Raw genomic sequence first — 16,093 nt, forward strand, 5'->3', positions numbered from 1 at the left:
GCTGTCCTTCGTGCTCTTTTTTTATTGCTTCCTCAACAAAATTCCTTAAAATACCTTCGACTTTTATGAGATTTTGTGTTAAAATCTCATTGGTATTTTTGATCATAGTCTAAGACACCCCTTTTTAAAATTTAATTTACATGGGTATCTTAGACTATTTTTTTGTCTCTTTTCAAATGAAATTCTTTCCTTGGAATATTATTCATCAACTAAATTAAATGCACCCTTGTATTTGCACCAAAATATAGACGACAAATAATATACGGCAAAATAAAAGAAGATATAGGGAAGATATTGAGAAAACTATGTGAATACAAAGGAGTAGAAATAATAGAAGCAAATGCATGCAAAGATCATATTCATATGCTTGTGAGTATACCACCGAAATTAAGTGTGTCACAGTTTATGGGATATTTAAAAGGAAAGAGTTCGCTTATGATATTTGATGCATTATCCCGAATTCGGGATAACCTATCTTATCCCGAAAGATTTGTTATCCCGAAGAATGCTTTTTATTATAGTGTTTGCAAGGATTTGCGTCTGCATATTTCGGGATAACTAAATTCTATAGACCCAATAATTTACGTAGTGTTTCCTCATCATCTTCATCCCAGATGACCGTTTCCTCTATTTTATTCTCTTTTGAGCAGGCTTTCTGGATAGCATTCCTTTTCATCTCTGTATCAGCATATGCATAAACTCTGGTGGTTTCCAGTTCTACATGGCCCAGAAATTCAGCAAGCAATGCAAGCGGCATTCCTCCACGGTAAAGATGGATTGATCTCGTATGGCGGAGTTGGTGAGGATGAACACGTTTTGGAATTTCATCGCATACTTGAGCAGCACATTTACCATATTTCATCATGAATTTTTCCACATTGTCGGGGGACATCTGGTGCTTTACCCCATGGCTTATTGTATAGAAAAGATAATCATCACGGCATGTATTGCCTTGATGGAACTGTTCCAAATATAAATTAAGATGCTGAACCGTTTTGTCCATCAAAGGAACCGTTCTTGTTTTTCTGCCTTTTCCTAAAAGATGTACATATGGGTTTTTACCATCAAGGACGAAATCCCCCAGTTTAACATCCAACATCTCCTGACATCGGGCTGCCGTATCATACATCAGTATCATAAAAAACCTGTCACGCATACCTGCTTTGCGCCTAGTGTCAGGAGCTTCCAACAATGCCTTTAGTGCCGACTCAGTCAAAAATTCTACGATTTTCTTTGGCGCCTTCTGTATTGGAATTTTTGTCAACTCCATCCTCACAGAAAGATTTGCAACATCCTGCAGCCCGGCATATTTTGAAAAGGATCGCAGTGCCATGAGACGCTGGTTTCTTGTTGACGAAGAACAGCGTCTGTTATTTTGGAACCAGTCCAAAAAGTCTGCTACATTTTCCGCATTAAAGCAACCAAAGGATAGTTTAGATAGAGGGATATTCTTTTCTGAGCCAAGAAATCCTATGAAAAGGTTTAAAGCCAGGCGGTAAGATTTTACTGTGTTAGGACTGTAGCATTTCTGTCTCGGAAGGTAAACGGTTAGGAAATCGCGCATTGTCCTGTAAAAACTTATATCTTTGATGTTCACAAACCCACCTCCGGCAAAAGTTTTTCATATGATGAAAAGTCCATCTGCGACATATGTGGGAATATCTCCGGCACAAGGTGAATGTAGTAAGCTGTATCCGAAAACCGTTCATGCCCCATATATGCACTCAAGTATGGAATCATTGCTTCTATGTCTTTGCCCTCTTTCATCCATTGGTAGAGACGCCTCGTAGCAAAAGTGTGACGAAAGCTATATGGCCTGGGGCTATCACCACCATATGTATCAATGCCGGCAGAGTTCCAGCACGTCCTGAACAGCTTGGCGAGACCAATACCTGTGTATGGGTTTAGGTGCTCCAATTGCGAAGGGAAGAAATATTTGCTTCCCGGACATGTTTTCTGAAGCAGTCGTGCATAATTTCGGCAGATTTCTAATAAATCAGGTGGCATTATGACTAGACGGTCCTTATGCCCTTTGGATTCCCGTATCTGTATTTTGCCGTTGTTCAAATCAATATCCGCAGTTTCGAGGATTCGTGCTTCATGTGGACGGAGCCCGCAACAGTATAGCATTCGGAAAATGACCGGAAGTGCAAGATGCCGTAATGTACACCGTTTGTTTATCTCAAGACTGTCAACTGCCGCAAAAAACAATTCCAGTTCTCTGTCGGTAAAGATATGGGGAGTTTTTTTCTTCCCGCGTGTACATTTAGGTCCCACTTCCATAGGGATAACATACGCATCAAAACCAAGCCTCTGTATGTAGCGCGCAAGTTCTCGGACAGGTGCCATCCTGTTTTGAAAAGTAACTGCACTCTCGGTTGGACTAACGACAGCCCAATGCTGTCCGATTTCAACCGTAAGACTTTTTTCTTCCGGGAAATTCATCAAACAGAATTGGTCGAAATTTTTCAGAACTCTTTCACTTTCAAGATAAGGATAGCCAACAGAATGTTTCTGGTTTATCAGCCCGTCAATGTAATTGCTGAGTTTACTATTAAATGTATATTTCATTTGTCAGCTCCTTTCTCAGACATGGGATTCCATCAAGGCTAAGGGGACATTTACCCAGATACGATTCCTGCAGTGCAAGATATGGTTTTGTAGAATCACTACTTGTATGTCCGAGAACTTCACTTATGGTTCCCAATGGAATCTCTGCTTCCAGCATCCAGTTTCCAAGTCCGCGCCTGAAGCTGTGCATCCCATTACGTTTATTGGAAACCCACTCTATTCCTGCAGCAATGGCGTTCCGACGGACAATTGAATGACCACTCCAGCTTCTTAGCGGATTATATGGCGGCCTTGCCCTTAGAAATATATACTGTGATTCAGATTGAGGACGGCCATGCAGTATATAATCAGCTATGGCATTACATACCGGTATTTCTATTGGGAGGGTAAGTGGTACGTCTGTTTTATGCTGTACTATCCTTAATTCTTTTCTGTTCCAGTCCACATCCGAAAACTTGAGCCCGAGGATGTCAATGGAACGGAGTCCCGTGTTTTTTGCCAGAATCATTATTGCGAAATCCCTTTTCCCGCATGCTGTAGTACGGTCTGGTGCTGAAACTATCATGTCTGCTTCCGCCTGGGTAAAACCGGATGAATACTTGCGATGAGCTGGAGCCGGTATCTGTAACAGCAGTTTCATGTCAAAAGAAATCATCTTGTTTTCAGTAAGGTAATCAGAAAAAGTACGTATGACAGATAGTACATCACCTACCCGTGAATATTTTTTTGCGACAGTATTTATATATTCCACTATATCATCCTTGGATAGTTGATCAAGTGAGGCGTACCCTCTATCCTCACAAAAGAAAAGGAAATGGCGGATGATTGGCTTTTGTCCTCTCATGGTCGTGATACTGCATCCGGTACGGAGCCTTTTGTCAACATAATTATTAAGGCATTTCTCAAAGGGAGTACTTAATTTTCTGATTCCCCAATGGGGAAGATGACGCCATTGGACGTGCCCAGTTTCATAGCACTCATGTATACGTTCAGCGATGGTCCGGAGAATCCGGAATTTTGTTTCTGGAATGAGCCCTGCTTCATATTCAGCCCGTATTTGGCGAACAACTTCCAACGCCAGTTTTTCTGAGTAAAACAGTTCATTTGCTTCATTATGTTTACGACTGATGAGATTAAACCCATAGCACTGATATAACTGTATTGTCTTTTTCTTAATACCATGTGCAATTAAATCCTGCTTTGTCATATCAATTAATTTTGACAGCAGTATAGTCTCCTTCATATGACGATTCCTCCTGTAATTGTTGTCGGGAAAATCCCGCTATTTACAATTATATAGAACGCCATAGAATACGGACAAAAATATTATCCCGAAATTTTTGTCTTCATGTTCAGGTATATCAGGAGTTGGATACATATTTCGGGATAACAAATCTTTCGGGATAAGATAGACATGCAAATTTAAAATATAAGTATGGAAATAGACAATTTTGGTGTAAAGGCTATTATGTAGATACAGTAGGCAGAAATAAAAAAGTGATAGAAGAACATATAAAAAATCAATTACAAGAAGATCTGACATATGATCAAATAAGTTTAAAAGAGTACATAGACCCGTTTACAGGTGAGCCTGTGAATAAAGGCAAAAAATAAACCCCTTTAGGGGTAGCCTGAAAAAATATGCGGTTGGCAGATCTTTCAGTGTGTCTTTAGACACAGCCAGTAATATGCCCTTATAGGGCTAAAGCAAACCACCCGTTTAACGGGTGGTCATGATTGTTTATATAGGCACTTTGTAAGATGCCGCTCTCCTCCCCTTGTTCTTCATTTTTCAGATTTTAAAAAATCCGGAAATGGAGGACAAGCTTATGAGAGAAAAGGAGAACAAATACACATTGGTTGCTAAAAAGAAACGGATAGTCGTAACCGAGGAAGTCTATAAAGCTTACTATCAGCTAAAAGAAAGGGAGCGCTATCTTGATAAACTGGCTGCAATACATGATATATCCCTTGAAGCATGTGAAGAAAAGGGTATTCAGGTCGATTATCTAGTGCCAAGAGCGGAAGAATCTATAGAGGACATAATAATAAAGCGAGAAATGCTTAAGAAGCTGATGCTAGCTATGAAAATGATATCCGAAGAAGAACGGCTGCTGATTCATGAACTGTTTTTCAATAGGAAAACAGAGACTGCATTAGCTAGGGAATTAGGTATTAGTCAATCAAACATTAATCGCAGAAAAACAAGAATACTCTCCAAACTAAAAAAAATTTTATAAAAATTTAAAAATATTGCGCATAGCCCCCTCACTTTTTTCCTTAAAGAAGTGAGGGGGTTTTTTCTTCCCCTCACTGTTCTTTGAAAACTATCGGTGCAAGCCGTCTATATCCAACATCTCAAATACATTAGCTGTTCAGCCGCAGAAACGGAAAGCGACATTGGTAAACACGCCAGGACTGCCTGCGGACTAATTGTCCGTCAAAACGATGGCATCGAAGGTGACGAGCGAGAATGTTTGACCATAAAACAATCTGTGGTAGATTGTTTCGCCAAAACCTGAACAGCCTACAATGATACTCCTGCATGGTCGAGGTTGAGTCCTAGAGTGCAGCCCGGAGGCCTTCGGGGAGGTGAGATTCCTGTGATGCCTGCTGACCACGGGCAGTTTAAGCTGTTGCTCTCGTGCTTGGGAAGTAGTGTCGAATAAAGCATTGCCTGAAAATGAAGAACAACCCTAACCCCTTTAATATCAGAAACTATGCAGCGGAGTCGAAAATCTCCGCTGCATCCTTCTGGTATTAAACATGAATTTATAAGGAGGCACAGAATTATGGATCAAAGAAAAAGAGCGTGGCTTTACTGCCGCATTGATGCTCCTGAAGATGAGCATGGGCGCCTTAAAGGGCAGAAAAAAGAACTTACGGATTACGCTGAGCAAATGGGTTTTGAAATCGCTGGGGTCTCACAGGATACGGCAAGCAGTCTGAGATTTGAAAGAAATGGACTAGTTGAAGTGACTGAGGCTGCAGCTGCAGGCAAAATGGATGTTCTTCTGATCATTAATCTCTCCCGCCTTGGGAGAGATGCCATAAAAACGCTGGATTTTATCCGTTGGCTTCATGATCAGGGAATCAGGGTTTACTCTCCCATGGAGGGCGAAATTACGGTGGGAGTTCACGGTGAAATTGGTTCAAAAATCATAAGCACACTGAACTTATAAGGGAGGGAAAAACTATGTCACAAACTCAAATAACCAATGAAATCAAATATAAAATGGCTCTTTCCCTGCTGAGGTCCCTGCTCGAAAAGGGTCTTATTACACTTTCCGAATACAAAGAAGTGGATGCAATAAATCAGCGTTTGTACAAACCGCAATTAGTAGAGGTATATATGTAAAAACACTTGATATAGTGTATTTTGTGTGGTACTGTGTGTTGCTGACAGGACATCTTGTTCTGAAAAAGGAAAGGAGGATGTGTATGCCCAAGGTCACAGTGATAAATCCGATCGGTAAAAAAGCTGAGAAAAAAACGATTCCTAAACTGCGCGTATGCGCATACTGCCGTGTTAGTTCAGACCACGATGAGCAGCAACAGTCCTTTTCGACACAGGTAGCGCACTACACCGAGTTGATCGAAGCGAACGATGCCTGGACATTTGCCGGCATTTACGCCGATGAAGTGCGCCCAGACTAGGGCTTTGTTTAAAGTAGAATTTATGGAACTACACTGCAAGATAACGCAGTAGTCAACCTATCTTACTGCAAGGGGAAACCCGATACAGGAACATAGCATGATAGGAAAGCGACAAGTTGGCTTAGGACAAAAGCCACGACTTATGTTGCAATGACAAGTGGATATGAGGATAAGATTGTATTTATCGAATGTGAGGTCTAAGCTGCCATTGCGTAGGGTCTAAGGAAATGTCCTGATACCTTAGCTGTAACATCTATATGTACCTTCGTCGCATATAGAGTTATCAATAAATTACAGAGCAGGCACGAGAACGTGTTATAACAGACTGAAAGCATATCCGACAATCCACATTTCCAAGAAACAAAGCTAAACTGGGGATTACCTAAGCAAGTTTCACTTGTATGGTAACAGAGTTTCCATAGTAGTCCGAGATGAGTAAGGCTCATTACATGGCGAAGGGAAACAGTTAATAAATTTCAAAATTAGAAAGTTGAAAGGCAGGAGAATCCTGAATGAAACCAACAGCTGAAATTTTGGAGCGTATCAATAAAAATTCAAATGAGCACAAAGATGGAGTATATACTCGCTTATACCGTTATCTTTTAAGGGAAGATATTTATTACAGTGCATACCAAAAATTATATTCCAATAAAGGAGCATCAACTGAAGGTATTGATAATGATACTGCTGATGGATTTGGAAAGAAATATGTAGAAAGTTCAATAGAAGAATTAAGCAATAATACTTATAAACCCAAGCCGGTACGCAGAGAATATATCAAGAAATCCAATGGGAAAATGCGACCTTTAGGAATACCGTCATTTAGAGATAAGCTATTACAAGAAGTTATGCGTAGATTTTTAGAAGCTATTTATGAACCGATTTTTAGTGATTTTTCACATGGATTTAGACCTAATAGAAGTTGTCACACTGCATTAAAGCAGACACTTCCATATTTCAAAGGTGCAAGATGGTTTATAGAAGGAGATATAAAAGGCTGTTTTGATAATATTGACCATGATAAGCTTATTGAAATATTACAAAGAAAAATTAAAGACAGTAAGTTTATAAACATTATTCGTAGTTTTCTAAAGGCAGGATATATAGAGGATTTCAGATATAACCAAACATATTCTGGAACACCTCAAGGAGGGATTTTATCCCCAATACTTGCCAATATTTATCTGAATGAATTGGATAATAAAATCATGGAGATTAAACAAAACTTCGATAAGCCGGCAACAAGGTGTGTAAATCCAACATACGACGAGATTAGAGGGAAAAGATATTGGTTACAGCAGAAACTTAAAAATGCTACTGATGAAGAAAAACCGGTTCTGATTTCAAGAATTAATGAATATAGTAAGAAACTTTTGAAATTACCCTATAAATCACAAACGGATAAAAATATAGCTTTTGTAAGATATGCTGATGACTTTTTAATAGCAGTAAGAGGAAATAAAGAAGATTGCATTAAAATTAAAGAACAATTAAGAGAATTTCTAAATGATGAATTAAAGCTTACCTTAAGTGATGAAAAGACTTTGATTACTCACAGTAGTGAAAAAGTTAGGTTCTTAGGATATGACATTTCAGTTAGACGTAATCAACAAATATCAACTAATTCATTAGGACACAAGAAACGTCAGCTGAATGGCACTGTAGAATTATTAGTTCCTTTAGAGAAGATAGAAAAGTTTATGTTTGATAAAGGTATCATTAGACAGAGCAAAGCTAAAAAGTTTCACCCGATACACAGAAAAGGATGGCTATATCTCCCAGACCAAGAAATCTTGGAAAGATACAATGCTGAAATTCGTGGAATACTCAATTATTACCACCTAGCCAACAATTATAATAAACTTAATTATTTTCAATACTTGATGGAATATAGCTGCCTTGCAACTTTAGCAGGAAAGCATAATTCTTCAATAAGTAAAGTAATTGACAAATATAAAAGCGGCAAAGGTTGGGCAATAAAATATAAAACAGAAAAAGGTAAAACACGAGAAAAGAGAATTGTAAAACTTCAAGATTGCAAAGGGTTCTGTGATGATAATATTGTTAGACACATTTATTCTGTAAATACCAATGCTACTATTAGAGCAAGACTGCAAGCAGGAGTTTGCGAGCTTTGCGGTAGCAGGGGAAAGTCTAATTATGAGGTTCACCATGTTTCAAGTGTAAAGGGACTAGAAGGCAATAAGCTTTGGGAGCAGATAATGAAAATCAAAAATAGAAAAACATTAGTGGTATGCGAGGATTGCCATAAGGCAATACATAGTTAATTTGAATTTTAAAATGATATGGTAATTATTAACGGAGAGCCGTATACGTCGAGAGGTGTACGTACGGTTCGGTGGCGAGGGATTTTGTGCCCTTAGCCTATGGGATTACCGGCACCAGTACGAAAAACAGAACAGGGTTCAATAAATTGATTGAAGACTGCATGGCAGGCAAGATTGACCTGGTGCTGACAAAATCCATCAGCCGTTTTGCAAGAAACACCCTTGATTGCATTCAATACATACGGAAACTGAAAGAGAAAAACATCGGCGTGTTCTTCGAAAAAGAGAACGTCAACACCCTGGACAGTACCGGAGAATTTCTCATCACCATCCTCGGAAGCTTGGCCCAGGAAGAAAGCCGTTCCTTAAGCACCAACACAAGGTGGGGTGTCGTTCGCCGGTTTGAGAAAGGACAGGTTATGGTCAATCACAACAAGTTTTTGGGATATACGAAAAATGAGGCCGGTGAATTGGTGATAGTGCCGGAGGAAGCAGAAATAGTAAGGCTGATTTTCAGGCTTTATTTAGAGGGTCAAAGCATTACCCAAATTAAAAAATACTTGGAGGAAAACGGTATAAAAACGGTTACCGGAAAAAACCAATGGTCTACTACCACCATCAACAGGATGCTTTCCAATGAGAAGTATATGGGAGATGCCCTGCTGCAAAAAAGCTACACAATAGATTATCTCACCAAGAAAAGAGTAAAAAACAATGGAATTGTCCCCCAGTATTATGTGGAGGACAGCCATCCGGCCATCATCTCAAAAGACTTGTTTCACCGGATACAGGAAGAAAAAGCACGCCGGGCCAGCCTTAAGAAATCTGCTGATAAAAGAGTCAAAACCGACAGTGGAAAATACAGCTCAAAATATGCTCTAACCGAATTACTAATATGTGGAGAGTGTGGCAAACCTTACAGACGGGCATCCTGGACAGCATATAGTGAGAAAAGGATTGTCTGGCGGTGCTTTAACAGGCTGGAGCATGGGAAAAAATACTGCCCAAAATCTCCCACAATTGATGAAGATGTTTTACATAGAGCCATTATAGATGCTTTTAATTCACTCATACAGGATAAGGGAGATTTTGTGGACACTCTACAGTCCAACATTCAGCTGGTGATGAGCAACCGGGCTAAACGGATGGACATAACAAGAATAGAGAAACGGATCGCGGAATTAAAAAAAGAGATGTTAGGCTTCGTAGAGGAAAATGCAAGATGTGGAGCAGATAATACGGACTTTGACGAGCATTATGCCAAAATCTCCTCCGAGTTGAAAGAACTCCAGAAGAAGAAAACGCAATATACTGAACAGGAAGCCAGTCAAGACAGCTTCCAGAGAAGAATTGGGGATATGAAGAAGTTTCTGAACGCTGCAGACTGCAACTTATCGGAATTTGATAACCAGCTTGTCAGGCAGCTTGTACATAATATTAAGGTCATGTCAAAGGATAAGATTCTCATAAGATTCAAATCAGGTTTAGAGATGGAACAAGAGCTATCTATAAAATAACATTACCGAGAAGAGATAACCGCCAAACTATGGAAAGCATAATGACGGCTGTTTTATTCATGTATATTACTTGCTCGATTAGTTCCTTCATAGAAATAATTCACAGAATTCATTGTTTTCATTCGTTTCTTCGTATATAATATTATTTGGAAAATATTTCTGCGAGGTATAAAGAATGGATTATATTACTGCAAAAGAAGCAGCAGAAAAATGGGGGATATCCCAGCGCAGGGTTCAGCTCTTATGTGAGCAAGGACGAGTGGCAGGGGCGGTTCGGTTAGGATGGGCATGGGCAATTCCAAAAGAAGCGGACAAGCCTGCAGATGCTCGTACAAAAGATAAAGACAAGATATAATCTTTTGGTATTTTTTCGGTTGATTATGACGTGATTTAAAAATTATAGCGGGAAATGAGAGAAAGCAAATATAATTATTTGATATAAGTGAAAACAAAAGGGGATGGATAATGTGTTCATATCCAATATTAAAATAGTAAATTTTAGGAATTTTAAAAACACTGACATAAAATTTAATGATGGTGTAAATGTAATTATCGGACATAATAATGCAGGAAAATCAAATCTAATAAAAGCCTTGGCATTAGTGCTTGATTCTAAAGTGACAAAGCAGTTAGACATCGATGATTTTAATAAACATATTACACTTGATGAATTGAAGGCTAATCCACCAAAAATAAGTATAGCTATTACAATAAATCAAAGTATTGATGAAGATTTAAATTCTGATGACTTAGTAACTGTAGGTAATTGGCTTACTACTCTAAACGAACCTTATCAGGCATTATTAACCTATGAGTTTTTTCTTCCCGAAAAAGAAAGAGATAAATATTTAAAAATAATTAAATCTGCTACAAATCTAGATATGGCTTGGAAGTTAATAAAACACGATTTTATAAGGCTCTATGTATACAGAATTTGGGGTGGTGACCCAATAACCCAAACCGTTGCAGATAGCGATTCGTTACAGAAATTTGATTTTCAATTTTTGGATGCAATTCGTGATGTTGAAAGAGATATGCTTACTGGCAAAAATACGCTTCTAAGAAATGTCTTAGACTTTTTTATGGATTATGAAATAAAATCTGATGCCACAAAGTCAGAGGAAGATAAAAGGACGGAAATAGAAAAGAAAAAGCAGGATTTTTCTGAGCGGGCAGATGCATTACTTCTTGACCTTCAGGCAAGAATGAAGCAAGGCAAGGAGCAAATTCTTTCATACGCAAAGGATACAGGGGCATCATTTCATAAAGCTATACCAAATTTCGAGGGGAGCATTTCGGATATTGAAATGTTCTCTGCGCTTAAGCTAATTGTGGAGTATGAAACTGGTATAAAAATACCTGCAACACACAATGGACTCGGATATAATAATTTGATTTTCATGTCGTTGCTTTTATCTAAGATGCAAGTAAATTCAGATGGCAAATATTTAGGAAGTAATGCAAAAGTTTTCCCTGTTTTGGCAATTGAAGAACCGGAAGCACACCTTCATCCCGCGATGCAATATCAGTTTTTGAGATTTTTGAAAAAAAATAAAACAGAGAAAAAAGTAAGACAGATTTTTGTAACAACTCATTCAACGCACATTACTTCTTCCGTTTCATTAGATGAGCTGATTTGCCTGCATAATGAAGCAGGAGAAACATTAGTAGGATATCCAGGGAAAGTATTTCCGAGTGATGGAAAAAGTAAAAGATATGTTCAGCGTTTTTTGGATGCAACCAAATCAGATATGCTTTTTGCCCAAAAAGTGATTTTAGTAGAGGGAATAGTCGAGCAATTACTTTTATCAATTCTAGCAAGGTATGAGGGGAAGTCATTAGAGGAAAATCATATTGCAGTAATAAATGTAGGTGGAAGATATTTTGATCATTTTTTACATTTGTTTGATTCTCAAAAGCCATATACAATAAATAAAAAAGTTGTTTGCCTAACCGATATAGATCCTGAGAGAAGGAAGAAAGATCAAGGCGTAAACTTTAAAAAATGCTATCCATTTGAATTGAATATCGATAGTACAACTTACGAGTATAAAGTCAACACCAGTTTAGATAGATATGAAGAAGGTAAGCATCCTAATATTGTTTCATTTACTCAAGATAAAGTTTACGGAAAAACATTTGAATATGATTTAATTTTAAATAATCCAACACTTGACTTATTAATAACTGAATCGATGAGCAATAGAGAAGAAATTATACAACTCATGCAATTATATAAAAATAAAAGCCCGATTTCTGAATATGAAAAAAAGTTAAATAAAAGTGATGAAAACCAAAGAATTATTGATAGTTTATGTACAAATACCTTATGGGAAGACGATCAAAAAGCTAAAGCTATTATAGCTGCTCGATATCTTAACTCAGTTGGGAAAGGAGAAAATGCGATGGAATTAGTATATGCGTTAGAGGAAAATCTAACAAAAAAGGGAACTGCCGAATATAAAGAATTTATTGTTCCTGATTATATTAAGAAAGCCATCGCATGGATATGCAAATGATCTCAATAAATTCAGATACACTAATTCCTATTGAAGAACATTTTCGAGTATCTGCTGGCCCCGGTGCCGGTAAGACATATTGGGTAGTAAAACATATAAAGAATATTTTACATACGTCAAAAAGGCTAAAGAAAACTCGTAAGATTGCTTGTATTACGTATACAAATATTGCGGTAGAAACAATTTTGAAAAACTTAGGAACTAATACAAGCCAAGTCGAAGTTTCTACAATTCATAGCTTTTTATATAAGCATATTGTAAAGCCATATGTGTCATTTTTAGCCGCTGATTACGGTTTGGATGTAGTGGAATTAGATGGTCATAGTGATCCTGTTTTGCATTTTAAAAAAGTTGTTGAATGGATTGAAAATCATCCCTATGCTAATGAGCTAAAGCACCCATATACTATAAACCAACTGATAAAATTGGATACTAACAAAAGCGCACTTATAGGTTGGTTATCGTCGTTAAGTTATAAAATGGATCATTACAATAATTTGAAAATTATAGGAGACAGAGAAAAAGCCTTTTATTTAGTAGAAAACAAAGGAAAGATAGAACGCAGATATTTAAATAAAAAATGTCTGGATATTCTTGAAGCAGACTTACTAGAATATAAAAAACTTTATTGGCAAGAAGGACTTATAGATCACGATGATGTTCTCTTTTTTAGTTATCAACTTATAAAAAAGTACCCTTTTATTTTAACTATTTTGCGAGCAAAATTCCCATATTTCTTCGTAGATGAGTTTCAGGATACCAATCCAATTCAAGTAGCTATCTTGAAATTAATAGGTGAAAAAGAAACTATTATTGGAATAATTGGTGATGAGGCTCAATCAATTTATTCATTTCAAGGTGCAGACCCAAAACAATTTCGTTCTTTTGAATTGCCGCACATAGTGGATTATGTAATACCTGACAATAGAAGAAGTACAAATCGAATCATTGATGTATTAAATAAAGTTCGTACAAATATTAAACAGAATAAAATAAGAAACATAGATGGAGAAAAACCAATTATTATTATTGGCGATAAAGTTGCCGCTCTTAGAAAGGCAATAGAAATAAGTAATAATGAGCCAGTATATTCATTATCAAGAGATAATATAACATCGAACGTAATGAAGAAAGAAATCGGAGAAATGTATTTTAATGATAAGTTAATCGACGAACTTTCAGATATAGACAAATCAAGTAGTAGTAATCATTATAGAAGTAAAGTGGTGATTAGTTGTTTAAAGGCAACAGAACTTGCTCATGAAGGAAAATTTAAAGAAGCAATTAAAGAATTAGAACAATTGTTTAGAGAGAAGAATGATAAAAGCAAAGGGAAAAAAGAAGCGCTTAAGTATTTATGTTTACTCTTAAAAAACTATGATGAATTCAAAGATAAGTCTTTCTTTGATTTCTATTCATTTGTGAAAAGTAAAATTAAACCGGAGATTTCAAATCTGAAAAGTGGTGCAGCTAAAACTTTTTATGAAAAGCATAGTTATTTACAATTAGCCTTGTGTGTGAATTTCAATGAAGACATTAGCAAAGATAAGACTATCCACAAAGCAAAAGGTGATGAATTCAATAATGTTTTTGTTGTCTTAAATAATGAAAAAGATTTAGATTTTCTTTTGAGACCTGATTTAAACGGAAATGAAGAACACAGGATTTATTATGTAGCAATAAGTAGGGCGAGAGAGAGATTGTTTATTAATATACCATCATTATCTAATAATGATTTATCAATATTAGAGGGTTTATTTAATATAATTAGTGTTTAATTTTTAGAATTGACAGTTATCCATATTGCTCTACTATAGTTTTTGAGCCAGCTAAAAATTATCTTGTTCATGCCATCAAGGCACGTGGAGACAATAACAGTGCTATATCGGGAGTGAAGGGGTTCGAGCAAGGGTTGGAGAGGATTTGGAAGGACATGGGTATGTTACCGTGGACGTGGGAAGAAAACAGCTTATTGTTACCAAATGGATAATGAGGTAAATAATAAATATAGAAAAACTCGTTAACTTTTACGAAAAAAGTTGATTGCTTAAAAGGAGTTAAAAAATGGATTACAATAAGATTGAATGGAATGATAAAGTTGATATTACGAAAGAACAATGGAAGAATATACTCGTTGATGAAAGACTTGTTAAACCATATAATTTAGATTTAATTCTAATGGTTTACAACGAGCCAAATCATATGGCGACAGCGACAGACATAGCAATAAAAAGGGGTCAATCACCCAAATCATATAATTCGAATGTTGGACAATTAGGGAAGAGGATCACAAAGTATTTAGGAATAGAAGCTCCTTGGCAAAAACATGATAGTACGAAGTTTAATTACTGGCATATAATGTTTTTAGGTGCGAGACATAAAAATGGGAAAAATTTTCTTTGGATTTTAAGACCTGAATTAAAAGAAGCAATAGATGAACTAATTATTGAAAAAAGGTTAAGTATTTTAGACGCTGTGGATGAATATGTTAAAATGCTGTACGAGATAGATAAACAGGAAGAGGAAAGTCTTTTTGAAGGTGCGATGAAAAAGATCACAGTAAATGCGTATGAACGTAACCCAAAAGTAAGAAAACTATGTCTTGAAAAATATGGTTATAAATGCTGTGTATGTGAATTTGATTTTGAAAAGGTTTATGGTGATATTGGAATTGGGTACATCGAAGTTCATCATATCAAGCCATTAAATGAGATAAGTAAAGAATATATAATTGACCCTGTTAATGATTTAAGACCTATATGTCCGAACTGCCATTCTATGTTGCATAAGGCAAATATTTCGGTTGAAAACTTAATAGATATAGTTGAAAAGAACCGTAGGAATTTATAATTCTATCTGTTTTATTTTTTCGTCTTTCACAACCCTAATTACCAGTTCTTCCGGCTTCTCAATTACCTCTACTTTATCTCCAATTCTAAACCCTGCATCTTCAAGCCATTTACCATGAAGCCGGATAAAAGGAGTTTCTTTACAGTTATAGCTTGAATAATATGAAACTGTCAAAATTCGCTTATTCAAAGGGTTTCACTCCATTCAGGAAAAGATTTACTTTTGCCATGATGGAGTATAAAGGAAGGTAGGAACAGAATCAAGTAAATTGCTATGATTTCGATTTATTTCTTGACGTTAATAATTGCTTTTGAAACTTCCAGAATTAATCTCATATCCAATTCACTACAGTCTTTCACAAGCCTTGCAAATTCATCTCTTAAGTATTCCTTAGACTTATAAACAGAATCAAGGAGCAATAAGTCTGGAGTTATTTCTAATGCATTACATATTTTTACAAGTGTCGGAAGACTAAGTTTTGTAGTACCGCACTCAATATGGCTTACATGTTCTTTTGACATGTTTATTAACTCTGCAAGTTTTTCTTGTGAGATATTCTTTTTTAATCTTTCTTCTTTTAACCTTATGCCTATTTTCTTATAATCCAATTCTAACACTCATATCACCTTGCATAAAAATATAACAGATTATACAAATTTTCAGAATGAACTACATAAGCATTTTGCTTATA

General features: G+C 36.5%; 15 protein-coding genes and 2 pseudogenes. 12 read left to right on the forward strand and 5 right to left on the reverse strand.

Going from position 1 to position 16,093, the window contains the following annotated elements:
- Positions 1–213: 213 nt before the first annotated feature.
- Positions 214–465 (forward strand): annotated as a pseudogene (tnpA, locus tag CIB29_RS16570) (IS200/IS605 family transposase); the annotation flags it as partial.
- Between the two features lie 100 nt (positions 466–565).
- Here tnpA and CIB29_RS16575 read toward each other — a convergent pair.
- From CIB29_RS16575 to CIB29_RS16585, 3 genes are read right to left on the reverse strand one after another with little or no spacing between them, the layout of a single operon-like run.
- Positions 566–1,597, reverse strand: coding sequence for a tyrosine-type recombinase/integrase (locus CIB29_RS16575; protein ID WP_242965309.1), 1,032 nt, complete (start codon positions 1,595–1,597; stop codon positions 566–568).
- A complete protein-coding gene (locus tag CIB29_RS16580) occupies positions 1,594–2,571 on the reverse strand; it encodes a tyrosine-type recombinase/integrase (protein ID WP_094551577.1) in 978 nt (325 codons plus the stop codon). The genes CIB29_RS16575 and CIB29_RS16580 overlap by 4 nt, the downstream gene beginning before the upstream one ends.
- A complete protein-coding gene (locus CIB29_RS16585) occupies positions 2,555–3,814 on the reverse strand; it encodes a tyrosine-type recombinase/integrase (protein ID WP_094551579.1) in 1,260 nt (419 codons plus the stop codon). Before CIB29_RS16585 ends, CIB29_RS16580 begins: the two co-directional genes overlap by 17 nt.
- A gap of 164 nt (positions 3,815–3,978) precedes the next feature.
- Between CIB29_RS16585 and CIB29_RS16590 the strand changes: the two are divergent.
- The 11 genes and pseudogenes from CIB29_RS16590 to CIB29_RS16635 all read left to right on the forward strand — a co-directional run.
- A pseudogene (locus CIB29_RS16590) lies at positions 3,979–4,185 on the forward strand (IS200/IS605 family transposase); the annotation flags it as partial.
- A 215-nt stretch (positions 4,186–4,400) separates the two neighbouring features.
- The gene (locus CIB29_RS16595) at positions 4,401–4,811 is read left to right on the forward strand and encodes a sigma factor-like helix-turn-helix DNA-binding protein (RefSeq protein ID WP_094551581.1); all 411 of its coding nucleotides are present in this window, start codon (positions 4,401–4,403) and stop codon (positions 4,809–4,811) included.
- A 552-nt stretch (positions 4,812–5,363) separates the two neighbouring features.
- On the forward strand, positions 5,364–5,753 hold the full coding sequence (locus CIB29_RS16600; RefSeq protein ID WP_094551583.1) for a recombinase family protein: 390 nt from the start codon (positions 5,364–5,366) through the stop codon (positions 5,751–5,753).
- Between the two features lie 14 nt (positions 5,754–5,767).
- A complete protein-coding gene (locus tag CIB29_RS19045; RefSeq protein WP_198543949.1) occupies positions 5,768–5,929 on the forward strand; it encodes an SHOCT domain-containing protein in 162 nt (53 codons plus the stop codon).
- Positions 5,930–6,012: 83 nt separating this feature from the next.
- A complete protein-coding gene (locus CIB29_RS16605; protein WP_198543950.1) occupies positions 6,013–6,228 on the forward strand; it encodes a recombinase family protein in 216 nt (71 codons plus the stop codon).
- Positions 6,229–6,740: 512 nt separating this feature from the next.
- Positions 6,741–8,516, forward strand: coding sequence for a group II intron reverse transcriptase/maturase (gene ltrA / locus CIB29_RS16610; protein ID WP_094550212.1), 1,776 nt, complete (start codon positions 6,741–6,743; stop codon positions 8,514–8,516).
- 86 nt (positions 8,517–8,602) lie between these two features.
- The gene (locus tag CIB29_RS16615) at positions 8,603–10,033 is read left to right on the forward strand and encodes a recombinase family protein (protein ID WP_198543951.1); all 1,431 of its coding nucleotides are present in this window, start codon (positions 8,603–8,605) and stop codon (positions 10,031–10,033) included.
- A gap of 175 nt (positions 10,034–10,208) precedes the next feature.
- Positions 10,209–10,388: a helix-turn-helix domain-containing protein gene (locus CIB29_RS16620; protein ID WP_094551587.1), complete on the forward strand. Its 180-nt coding sequence runs from the start codon at positions 10,209–10,211 to the stop codon at positions 10,386–10,388.
- A 112-nt stretch (positions 10,389–10,500) separates the two neighbouring features.
- The gene (locus CIB29_RS16625) at positions 10,501–12,552 is read left to right on the forward strand and encodes an ATP-dependent nuclease (RefSeq protein WP_117434614.1); all 2,052 of its coding nucleotides are present in this window, start codon (positions 10,501–10,503) and stop codon (positions 12,550–12,552) included.
- Positions 12,537–14,330 (forward strand): UvrD-helicase domain-containing protein, encoded by a 1,794-nt coding sequence (locus CIB29_RS16630; RefSeq protein WP_242965311.1) that lies wholly within the window; start codon positions 12,537–12,539, stop codon positions 14,328–14,330. Before CIB29_RS16625 ends, CIB29_RS16630 begins: the two co-directional genes overlap by 16 nt.
- A 286-nt stretch (positions 14,331–14,616) precedes the next feature.
- The gene (locus CIB29_RS16635) at positions 14,617–15,402 is read left to right on the forward strand and encodes an HNH endonuclease (protein WP_094551591.1); all 786 of its coding nucleotides are present in this window, start codon (positions 14,617–14,619) and stop codon (positions 15,400–15,402) included.
- On the opposite strand, the gene CIB29_RS16640 is transcribed toward CIB29_RS16635, so the two are convergent.
- Positions 15,397–15,591 (reverse strand): SymE family type I addiction module toxin, encoded by a 195-nt coding sequence (locus CIB29_RS16640; RefSeq protein WP_094551592.1) that lies wholly within the window; start codon positions 15,589–15,591, stop codon positions 15,397–15,399. The genes CIB29_RS16635 and CIB29_RS16640 overlap by 6 nt on opposite strands.
- Before the next feature lie 95 nt (positions 15,592–15,686).
- Positions 15,687–16,019 carry a helix-turn-helix domain-containing protein gene (locus CIB29_RS16645; protein ID WP_094551594.1) on the reverse strand — a complete coding sequence of 111 codons (333 nt, stop codon included), beginning with the start codon at positions 16,017–16,019 and terminating at the stop codon, positions 15,687–15,689.
- Positions 16,020–16,093 lie beyond the last annotated feature (74 nt).

This window comes from Petroclostridium xylanilyticum, from assembly GCF_002252565.1.
Lineage (GTDB): Bacteria > Bacillota > Clostridia > SK-Y3 > SK-Y3 > Petroclostridium > Petroclostridium xylanilyticum.

Coding starts and splice junctions, on each gene's coding strand:
- CIB29_RS19045 (WP_198543949.1), top strand. CDS start 5,768: ATGTCACAAACTCAAATAACCAATGAAATCAAATATAAAATGGCTCTT.
- CIB29_RS16630 (WP_242965311.1), top strand. CDS start 12,537: ATGGATATGCAAATGATCTCAATAAATTCAGATACACTAATTCCTATT.
- CIB29_RS16605 (WP_198543950.1), top strand. CDS start 6,013: ATGCCCAAGGTCACAGTGATAAATCCGATCGGTAAAAAAGCTGAGAAA.
- ltrA (WP_094550212.1), top strand. CDS start 6,741: ATGAAACCAACAGCTGAAATTTTGGAGCGTATCAATAAAAATTCAAAT.
- CIB29_RS16585 (WP_094551579.1), bottom strand. CDS start 3,814: ATGAAGGAGACTATACTGCTGTCAAAATTAATTGATATGACAAAGCAG.
- CIB29_RS16620 (WP_094551587.1), top strand. CDS start 10,209: ATGGATTATATTACTGCAAAAGAAGCAGCAGAAAAATGGGGGATATCC.
- CIB29_RS16580 (WP_094551577.1), bottom strand. CDS start 2,571: ATGAAATATACATTTAATAGTAAACTCAGCAATTACATTGACGGGCTG.
- CIB29_RS16600 (WP_094551583.1), top strand. CDS start 5,364: ATGGATCAAAGAAAAAGAGCGTGGCTTTACTGCCGCATTGATGCTCCT.
- CIB29_RS16595 (WP_094551581.1), top strand. CDS start 4,401: ATGAGAGAAAAGGAGAACAAATACACATTGGTTGCTAAAAAGAAACGG.
- CIB29_RS16635 (WP_094551591.1), top strand. CDS start 14,617: ATGGATTACAATAAGATTGAATGGAATGATAAAGTTGATATTACGAAA.